The sequence below is a fragment of the Bradyrhizobium sp. LeoB3 genome, from assembly GCF_055456055.1.
The window spans coordinates 1-5,187 of the sequence record NZ_JBVBEF010000204.1 but is presented as its reverse complement, the minus strand read 5'-3'; the positions used below and the strand labels follow the sequence as shown (position 1 = coordinate 5,187).

Sequence of the window (5,187 nt, the reverse complement as noted above, 5' to 3'; positions counted from 1 at the left end):
TCCATCCAGGCAACCCTCGTCGCAACATTGAGGGTGAGTCGCCTCATTTTGTGGAGGGGACATACAGTCTAGCGGTCATAAATCGGCGCGCACCATAACTCTGACAGAGTCCCCAACATCGCGATATAATCCAATCCCGCCCTGACCGGTCGGGAGGGCGAATGCAATTCCAGCAACTGAAACGGAGTGAGTTAGTTAGGAGGTGTCAAATGGACGCTACTCGACGTGCTCTTTTAGGCGCAGCCGCGCTTGGCGCTAGTGGGCTTGCACTGATGCAGAACGCGGCTGGAGCAGCCGCAAACGATCGGGGCAATCCAGGCGACGGCGGGTATGGCCGAAACGCAGTGCAGCTTCCGCCGGGCGCCAAGGTCGCGTACCACGACCCAAAAGACATTGAGGCCATGCCGAACTTCAAGTATCCGCTCGACGGCAGCGTTCCGAAACTTACATCGGGCGGCTGGGCAAAGGAATCGACGGAACATCAGCTCCCGGTAAGCAAAGGGATCGCGGGCGTTCACATGTTCCTTAACCCGGGAGCATCGCGCGAACTACACTGGCATGCCATAGCCGCCGAATGGGCCTTCGTCATTGACGGCCGATGCCAAACAGTGGTGGTCGAGCCTTCGGGCGCGAGCGAGATCAACAACTACGAGCCGGGCGATCTTTGGTACTTCGCCAGGGGCCACGGCCACTCGATCCAAACCATCGGCGACGAGCCTTGCCACTTTGTTCTGGCCTTCGACAATGGTGCGTTCTCCGAGCACGGTACCTTTTCGATCACCGACTGGATTGACATAACGCCGAAGAACCTCGTGGCCGCCAACTTCCATCTGCCGACGGACTTGTTCGACGCCTTTCCCAAAGGAGAGACCTACATACAGGCGGGGCCGATTGTGCCTATTTCGCAAGCGCTCGACGCGCCCTGGCCGAGGGAGTCGACACACAAATTCAGGCTGCTGCGAGACCAAAAGGCAGTACGTGACTTCGAGGGCGGCACGTTTCGCCTCGCCTCCATTGACGAGTTCCCGGCCTCCAAGACGATGTCCGGCGGCCTGATGATCATTGAGAAGGGTAAGCAGCGCAATCTGCATTGGAACACCAATGCGAACGAATGGCACTACTATCTGCGCGGCAAAGGGCAGGTCGCGCTGTTCGGATCAGGCGGGCGCGGCAAGGTCACTGACGTCAGTCCGGGCGATGCGGTTTACATCCCTATGGGTTTCGGCCACGCGATCAGGAATGTCGGAGACGAAGACCTTGAAATCGTGCAAACGTGGGACAATGGCAAATTTGAGGAGATCGACCTCGACCATTGGGTGCGGTCGAGCCCAAACTATTTGCTGGCGAACAATTTCGCGGGGGTGCCCGAGTCCACGATCGGCAAGATGAAACAGCCCTAGAAGCCATATGTCGGTTCAGGGCGCGTGGGAACATTCGTGGGTTAGGTGCGAAGTCTGCTCCTGGCCCGTGGCTGACCTCAGCTCAGAGCGCCGCTAGGTCTGCTTCCTGAACGTGACCCGAATAGGGTCATGCAAGCTGTCCAAGGCAGCCTTTGATCCTGGCTTACGTTGATCCTTTCGCATCCGGTCGCCGCGCAACGAGACCGTTGCCGACACACTGCAGCACCGGTTCGCCTTTTTGGTTGCGCAAGCGGAACTGGCCGCGAACGATTCCACTATCGGGCCTCGACTTCGACTCGCGCTTTTCCAACGTGGTCGCTTCGAGATAAAGGTCGTCGCCGGGACGCACTGCGTTGGGCAGCCGCAGCTCATCATAGCCCAACCCGGCAATGGCACGGACTTGAGGCTGTAATTCGTTAGTTAGCGAGATGAAGATCGCGAACGTGTGGGCAGCAGATGCCGACAGTCCTCCAAAAACCGAACGCGCAGCGGCTGCCTCATCGATATGGAAGGGCCTCGGGTCAAACCGCTTGGCGAACTGAATGATTTCTTCCTTGGAGACAGAATAGGGTCCAGCCTTCTGGCTGTCACCGACCTCGACGTCTTCAAAATATCCGCTGGTCATTGGTCAAATCCTCTACGCTCGGGCTGACGAAAGGACGGCATAAGCTGACTTTGGGGACTATAGCCCAGCGCCGGTCAAATCATCACCTCCCCCTCTGTCTTCGCCTTGTATTCGTGAGCAACTGGGTGAGCTTTTTTAGCCTGCCGTGGGTCGGCTTTTGCAGAAGCGATCGTCGTCGAGCAGACGCGCAGTTAATGCAGAAAGGTCCGGCATCGCTACCGGGCCTTTCTTCTTTCGAGCGCTCAATGGTCGGGATTAGAAGTCCATACCACCCATGCCACCGCCCGGGGGCATCGCGGGGCCGGCAGCGGCCTTCTTCGGCAGCTCGGCGACCATGGCTTCGGTGGTGATCAAGAGCGCCGCCACGGAGGAGGCATTCTGGATCGCCACGCGCACGACCTTGGTCGGGTCGATGATGCCCCTGGACACCAGGTTGCCGTATTCGCCGGTCTGCGCGTCGAAGCCGTAGCCGTACTGATCCTTCTCCAGCACCTTGCCGACGATGACGGAGCCGTCCTCGCCGGCATTGATTGCGATCTGACGGGCCGGCGCGGACAGCGCCTTGCGCACAATCTCGACGCCGGTCCTCTGGTCGTCGTTCTTGATGCGGATGCCCTTGAGATGCTCGGAGGCACGGAGCAGGGCGACGCCGCCGCCCGGCAGGATGCCTTCTTCCACGGCCGCGCGGGTCGCGTGCATCGCGTCATCAACGCGATCCTTGCGCTCCTTCACCTCGACCTCGGTCGCGCCACCGACGCGGATCACCGCGACGCCGCCCGCGAGCTTGGCCAGACGCTCCTGCAGCTTCTCACGGTCGTAGTCCGAGGTGGTCTCCTCGATCTGCGCCTTGATCTGCGCCACGCGCGCCTCGATGTCGGCCTTCTTGCCGGCGCCGCTGACGATCGTGGTGTTCTCCTTGTCGATCATCACCTTCTTGGCGCGGCCGAGCATGTTGAGGGTGACGTTCTCGAGCTTGATGCCGAGGTCTTCCGAGATCGCCTGGCCGCCGGTCAGGATCGCGATGTCCTGCAGCATGGCCTTGCGGCGATCGCCGAAACCCGGAGCCTTGACCGCCGCGACCTTCAGGCCGCCGCGGAGGCGGTTCACGACCAGGGTCGCGAGCGCCTCGCCTTCGACGTCCTCGGCGATGATCACCAGCGGCTTGCCGGTTTGCACGATGGCTTCCAGCAGCGGCAGCAGCTCGTTCAACGAGGAGAGCTTCTTCTCGTATATCAGGATGTAAGCGTCCTCCATCTCAGCGCGCATCTTGTCGGCGTTGGTGACGAAGTAGGGCGAGATGTAGCCGCGGTCGAACTGCATGCCCTCGACGACGTCGAGCTCGGTCGCCAGCGACTTGGCTTCCTCGACGGTGATGACACCCTCATTGCCGACCTTCTTCATGGCGTCGGCGAGGAACTTGCCGATCTCGGCGTCGCCGTTGGCCGAAATGGTGCCGACCTGGGCGATCTCGTCGTTCGAGGTGACCTTCTTGGAGTTCTTCTCGAGGTCCGCGACGACGGCCTCGACGGCGAGGTCGATGCCGCGCTTGAGGTCCATCGGGTTCATGCCGGCGGCAACCGCCTTGGCGCCCTCGCGCACGATCGCGGCTGCGAGCACGGTCGCGGTGGTGGTGCCGTCGCCGGCCGCGTCAGCGGACTTGGAGGCGACCTCGCGCACCATCTGCGCCCCCATGTTCTCGAACTTGTCCTCGAGCTCGATCTCCTTGGCGACGGCGACGCCGTCCTTGGTGATGCGGGGAGCGCCGAACGACTTGTCGAGGACGACGTTGCGGCCCTTCGGGCCGAGCGTGACCCTCACCGCATTGGCGAGGATGTCGACGCCGCGCAGCATGCGGTCGCGAGAGTCGACGCCGAATTTGACTTCTTTGGCTGACATTGTTGGTTTCCCTGAGTTCTTGTCTTACCCTCGTCTCACCCTTGGCGGGGCGCCCGGCAGGCGCTCCTCAGGGGTGAGCGGTGCGAGCGATGGATCAGGCGGCCTTCTTCTTGGCCGACCCGTCGGTGAGAACGCCCATGATGTCGCTCTCCTTCATGATCAACAGCTCCTGGCCGTCGATCTTGACCTCAGTGCCCGACCACTTGCCGAACAGCACCCGGTCGCCGATCTGCACGTCGATCGGGATCAGCTTGCCGTTCTCATCGCGGCCGCCAGGGCCAACGGCAATAACTTCGCCCTGGGAAGGCTTTTCCTTGGCGGTGTCGGGAATGATGATGCCGCCAGCGGACTTCTCCTCGGCTTCGATGCGCGTGACCACGACGCGGTCGTGAAGCGGACGAAACTTCATGCAATCCTCCTTGACTTTTGTGAATATTTTTGCGTTGGCAGTCGCAATGAGCGAGTGCTAACCGCCCTCACATATGCCAGTGACACAGGGGCGCAAGAGGTTTCGACCCCACGATTTTTGACTGCAACCTGGGTTCTCGAGAAGGGATGCTGGCGGCGATCACTAAGCGAGCGAAGTAACTCTGCTAGCTGTGAGTCCGAATCTGATGCTGTGGACGGCTCCTCCCCCGGCACGAGAGTGCCAAGTACTGGGCGTCGTTTGAGGCTCCCACGATTCGAAGGAGCAGCCTATGCAGTCAATTTCGATGATCGGTCTGGATATTGCGAAGTCGGTCTTCCAAGTACATGGCGTTGATGCAGCGGGCCAAGTGGTCATACGCCGTCAGTTGAGGCGCCGCCATGTCCTGGCGTTTTTCCAGAAGCTGCAGCCATAGCCGAAACCCGGATTGAAGATCACCGCGTCAGCTCACCGGGGTAGACCGGACGCGGCTCAGAGCGGCGTCAAATGCTGCTTGTGACCCAAGGCGGAAATGTGCGGGACTACGGCTGAGGTCTTTAGACGTAAACCGGAGTGGCAGATGCTACGGGGTTGATCTCGGCTATTCAGGCGGCAACAATGGAGTAGGCCCCGAGGTTTCGCTCGATGACTGACTTCAAACTGCCCGAGACGAGATATGCCCGGAGCGGCGACGTTAGCATCGCCTATCAGGTGATGGGCGACGGGCCGATCGACCTGATTTTGGTTCCCGGCTTCATCTCACATATCGAATTCCAGCACGACCTCCCAGGATACACCGCTTTTCTGCGGCGGCTCGCGGGCTTCGCCCGGGTCGTGACCTTCGACAAGCGCGGACAAGG

At 60.8% G+C, this 5,187-nt stretch carries 5 protein-coding genes and 1 pseudogene; 3 read left to right on the top strand and 3 right to left on the bottom strand.

Features of this window, described 5'->3' with window-relative positions; genetic code table 11:
• Positions 1-209: 209 nt before the first annotated feature.
• On the top strand, positions 210-1,400 hold the full coding sequence (locus ACZXDY_RS44585) for a cupin domain-containing protein (protein WP_464349844.1): 1,191 nt from the start codon (positions 210-212) through the stop codon (positions 1,398-1,400).
• 163 nt (positions 1,401-1,563) lie between these two features.
• Here ACZXDY_RS44585 and ACZXDY_RS44580 read toward each other — a convergent pair whose 3' ends face one another.
• From ACZXDY_RS44580 to groES, 3 genes are all read right to left on the bottom strand, one after another.
• Entirely contained in the window at positions 1,564-2,025 is a 462-nt protein-coding gene (locus ACZXDY_RS44580) for a MaoC/PaaZ C-terminal domain-containing protein (protein ID WP_464349843.1), read from the bottom strand.
• Positions 2,026-2,280: 255 nt separating this feature from the next.
• Positions 2,281-3,921, bottom strand: a complete 1,641-nt coding sequence (gene groL, locus ACZXDY_RS44575) for a chaperonin GroEL (RefSeq protein WP_464349842.1) — start codon at positions 3,919-3,921, stop codon at positions 2,281-2,283.
• A 94-nt stretch (positions 3,922-4,015) separates the two neighbouring features.
• The gene (gene groES / locus ACZXDY_RS44570) at positions 4,016-4,330 is read right to left on the bottom strand and encodes a co-chaperone GroES (RefSeq protein WP_028169444.1); all 315 of its coding nucleotides are present in this window, start codon (positions 4,328-4,330) and stop codon (positions 4,016-4,018) included.
• A gap of 289 nt (positions 4,331-4,619) precedes the next feature.
• On the opposite strand from groES, the pseudogene ACZXDY_RS44565 reads away from it, so the two are divergent.
• Together ACZXDY_RS44565 and ACZXDY_RS44560 are read left to right on the top strand one after the other, a co-directional pair.
• Positions 4,620-4,754, top strand: a pseudogene (locus tag ACZXDY_RS44565) (IS110 family transposase); the annotation flags it as partial.
• Between the two features lie 218 nt (positions 4,755-4,972).
• On the top strand, positions 4,973-5,187 hold a 215-nt coding region (locus ACZXDY_RS44560), incomplete at its 3' end, for an alpha/beta fold hydrolase (RefSeq protein WP_464349841.1).

What these genes read in the sequence shown, in the direction of transcription:
- groES (WP_028169444.1), bottom strand. Translation starts at nt 4,330, where the DNA reads ATGAAGTTTCGTCCGCTTCACGACCGCGTCGTGGTCACGCGCATCGAA.
- groL (WP_464349842.1), bottom strand. Translation starts at nt 3,921, where the DNA reads ATGTCAGCCAAAGAAGTCAAATTCGGCGTCGACTCTCGCGACCGCATG.
- ACZXDY_RS44585 (WP_464349844.1), top strand. Translation starts at nt 210, where the DNA reads ATGGACGCTACTCGACGTGCTCTTTTAGGCGCAGCCGCGCTTGGCGCT.
- ACZXDY_RS44580 (WP_464349843.1), bottom strand. Translation starts at nt 2,025, where the DNA reads ATGACCAGCGGATATTTTGAAGACGTCGAGGTCGGTGACAGCCAGAAG.